Genomic DNA, 3,508 nt, shown 5'->3' on the forward strand with positions numbered 1-3,508 from the left:
CTTGGTTTAGTGGAAACGGTGAATTTGGCGAAAAATGCTCTTCCTAAGGACTCAACTGAATCATTTACGTCAGGCAATCACAATATTAAAACAAGTGGAAATTATTCCAATTTGTCACTAACAAAGGGAGATGGCCGATATGTTTTCATAGAAACAACCTCTCATGAAACAGATTCTTTTTGTGCAATAGGATATCGTGAATCTGACTCCTCAAATATAAATGTTGTTCACCTCCCCCGAAAGAGCGGCTATGTTGCAATAGCTAATGAGCATTATTCTAAATCAGAGTCTGACAGTCGATTTATTCAGTTAAATACGAATACAAAAACATCAGGTTATATATTAGCTAAAACCGCAAACTATTATGATGATCCTAATTCACGTCATTTGGGTCGTTCGGGATTTTTGAGACCTAATGGAATTGATAATTTAGGAGCATTAGCAATCCACATAGCTCATCCTAACGTTGATAGCCCGCAGCACTCTCGCGGACTTTCTTTCGGGTATGGGGGTTATTCAGAATCAGAAGCATTCAGCGTTTCTACTTACGCTTTCGATGAAAATGGTAATTTCAGGGGGAAACGTAAGATATTAACAGAGGATGATATTCTTGTTGGTATTCCGCTACCGTGGTCTAAGCCAACCGCACCAGCAGGTTATCTTATTTGTAGTGGCCAGCAGTTTGACAAATCTATATATCCTAAATTAGGGGAAGCATATCCCTCTGGCACACTCCCTGACCTACGCGGTGAATTTATTCGAGGTTGGGATAATGGGAGAAGTATCGATTCAAAAAGGGAAATATTATCTCATCAAAATTCAACAAAGTTACCTAATCTTTACACCCATGCTGGTTCTGCAAATATAGGAGTATTGGTATCTCCTCCTATTAATCGTTTTTCAACTAATTATCCATCAGAAATTATGGCTGGTGATTTTGAGGAAATGGAATTAGGGAGCGGCCAATATTTTTCGACCCAATTAAATCCTTATGGTGCAGTTTCATTATCTACATTTCGAGTACGCCCCCGTAATATCGCATTTAACTACATAGTGAGAGCAGCGTAATGACAACACAGAAACAAAAATATTCTCTAGAACCAGAAACCGCAATATTTGGAAATAACGGATTAGCAACTAAGGCTGGTTGGTTGATAATCTACCATGCAGCACCTTATTCCAGAGAATTTATTGGCGCCAGACCAGAATATCTAATGGAAGGAGTGGGACTTCCTGCCAATTCTTATCCAGACGCACCAGAACTTCTAGATTCTGATGACATGGCTGTTTGCCGCAGCGAAGATAAAAGTTGTTGGCAAATCGTACCTGATTATCGTGGAAAAATAGCTTATAACAAGCAAACACGAGCACAACATGAAATTACTGCGCTAGGTGAAATATCAGAATTTCTAACATTCACGCAACCTGCCACTGATTTTGATAAATGGGATGGTACACAATGGGTAACTGATAAAGCCGCTGTAAAAGACAGTCAAATTGAACAGGCTGAGAAGCAGCGAATAACACTGTTACGGCAAGCGAATGAAACAATCGCATTGCTACAACATGCAGTAGATACTGAGTTGGCTTCAGAAAAAGAAAAATTATTGTTGTTAGACTGGAAAAAGTATTTAGTATTACTGAGCCGAATTGACATTTCTTCAGCACCAGATATTAACTGGCCTGAAAGACTGGAGTAAAATAATAACGGCCTGTTTTTCAGGCCGTAGATTCAAGACTTATAAACTAAATGATAAGTCTTTATCGTTTCTGAAACCATTTTTATATAACATTAATTAATGTGCTTTTCTATAATTTTTTCAGAAAACGCTTTTAGTTATTGAAATTCAAACATTAGCGCTCAATATCTTCTGGTAGTCCACGAAAATTACTAACAATAACAAGAAAACTACAAGTAATTATTTCTCCACAATAAGAATTGATAATTTTATAGCCAAGAATATTACTTATAATATAGAATAGGAATAAATTAAAAGCCATTTAAATAGCCAACACAACAGGGTTGGCTATTTATAGATCGACATTGAACTTTAATTAAGTAAATAAGTTATTATCATTACCATAAAAATGATTCATTTTATTCTGGTGGCTCTGGCCATTTAATATTTTGTGCCGTAGTATCCATTCGATTTAACGCGACACGATATTTTTTCCACGCCGTCAACATTGTTATTTCGTTATCAGTAGCAATATCTAAATCAATGGCATCTTGTAATGGTGCCATTTTAATGGAGGCTCGATTCAGTAAATAATATTGTTTGCGATAATTTTCTTCATTTTTTTGATCGATGATAGCTTGCTGATATAATTCTTTAGCCTCTTTCTCACTGAAACCCATTGAAACTAATTGGTGAGGTTCAGCTGGCACATTAACATATTCATGACCATTTTTGTCTATTAATTTATTTAATATTATCATATATCCTCATTATGGTTTCTTTTGATAACGTGTGTCATATTCCAGAGAATAAGGTATTGTATTATCAGTGTATTCTTCACCTAATAATGGATCATTGATGACTAACGATTTCACCATCCACTTCATTTCACGCTTAAGATCTTCACTTGACCATCTATATATTTCTGACTCTCCTTCTTCACGTGAATAATGGATTGATTGAAAATTACTGGTCGTAAAATAAGTTAAACCACCACGTAAATAACAACCACTATAAACGTAACAATCTACAATATCACCAGATTTTACATCACCATAAAGGGGATATTTGCCGTCAACAGGTCTGGCGACACTTATCATGGCGTGACGGATTGCTTTTATTGTTTTACGGTAGGTTTGATTTATGCGTTTAATATTAAGATAGTGAGCATCACCTCCCCACGGAATATCTCCTCCTTCTATTTGTGCAAGTAATCCGGCAACATGTGTCACACCTTCACCGAATGGTTTTTTTTCTGCATCATATGGATAGGGTCTATGAAGTGTTAACCAAGAATTCGCTCCGACATTAGGTGGGAAGCTCCACCAAACCGGATAATAGCGTTCAGTACTCAGGCCAGTAAGATCAATCGTGGTGGTATAGCGTGGTTCACTCTGAATATCCGATGCAGTGGGTTTATTGAGCGAGTTATATTCTCGTGCCCAAGGTGACCATACTGCATCAGGACTATTCCAAGAATATAAAGAACGTGTATATATTCGACTACTGTTATAAACAAAATAGCGTTGAATGATCCCAGCAGCCTGTAAAACAACAAGTGAACCTGCAAATGGTTCAGGATAGTTATTGCCAGATCCCGCTTGTGCATTCAAACCCTGATAATAAAGCCCTGGCGTTTGATAATCATTTAAATCAGCTTTGTCGGGGATGGATATTGCCTGCCCATTAAAGATATCCTGAGAAGTAATATTGATATCCTCAGTCAGAATTTTGCCATTTACTTTCCGGCTATTCGGTACTGCTCCCTGAGCCAAACCCACCGTTTCCACTAAACCAAGGTTTTTAAAAACTCGCCAATCCGTGATAAT

4 protein-coding genes are annotated in these 3,508 nt (G+C 37.2%); 2 read left to right on the plus strand and 2 right to left on the minus strand.

Annotation, left to right across the window (positions count from 1 at the left end; translation table 11 throughout):
• Both V2H77_RS00985 and V2H77_RS00990 read left to right on the plus strand, forming a co-directional pair.
• The coding region (locus V2H77_RS00985) for a phage tail protein (protein ID WP_341497305.1) at nt 1-1,068 on the plus strand (1,068 nt) is incomplete at its 5' end.
• Nucleotides 1,068-1,700 (plus strand): tail fiber assembly protein, encoded by a 633-nt coding sequence (locus V2H77_RS00990; RefSeq protein WP_341497306.1) that lies wholly within the window; start codon nt 1,068-1,070, stop codon nt 1,698-1,700. The genes V2H77_RS00985 and V2H77_RS00990, both read left to right, overlap by 1 nt.
• A gap of 398 nt (nt 1,701-2,098) precedes the next feature.
• On the opposite strand, the gene V2H77_RS00995 is transcribed toward V2H77_RS00990, so the two are convergent.
• Both V2H77_RS00995 and V2H77_RS01000 read right to left on the minus strand, forming a co-directional pair.
• Nucleotides 2,099-2,440, minus strand: a complete 342-nt coding sequence (locus tag V2H77_RS00995) for a tail fiber assembly protein (RefSeq protein WP_341497307.1) — start codon at nt 2,438-2,440, stop codon at nt 2,099-2,101.
• A gap of 9 nt (nt 2,441-2,449) precedes the next feature.
• On the minus strand, nt 2,450-3,508 hold a 1,059-nt coding region (locus tag V2H77_RS01000; protein ID WP_341497308.1), incomplete at its 5' end, for a pyocin knob domain-containing protein.

It is taken from the genome of Photorhabdus sp. P32, assembly GCF_038085095.1.
Taxonomy (GTDB): Bacteria; Pseudomonadota; Gammaproteobacteria; order Enterobacterales; family Enterobacteriaceae; genus Photorhabdus; species Photorhabdus luminescens.

Coding starts and splice junctions, on each gene's coding strand:
- V2H77_RS00990 (WP_341497306.1), top strand. CDS start 1,068: ATGACAACACAGAAACAAAAATATTCTCTAGAACCAGAAACCGCAATA.
- V2H77_RS00995 (WP_341497307.1), bottom strand. CDS start 2,440: ATGATAATATTAAATAAATTAATAGACAAAAATGGTCATGAATATGTT.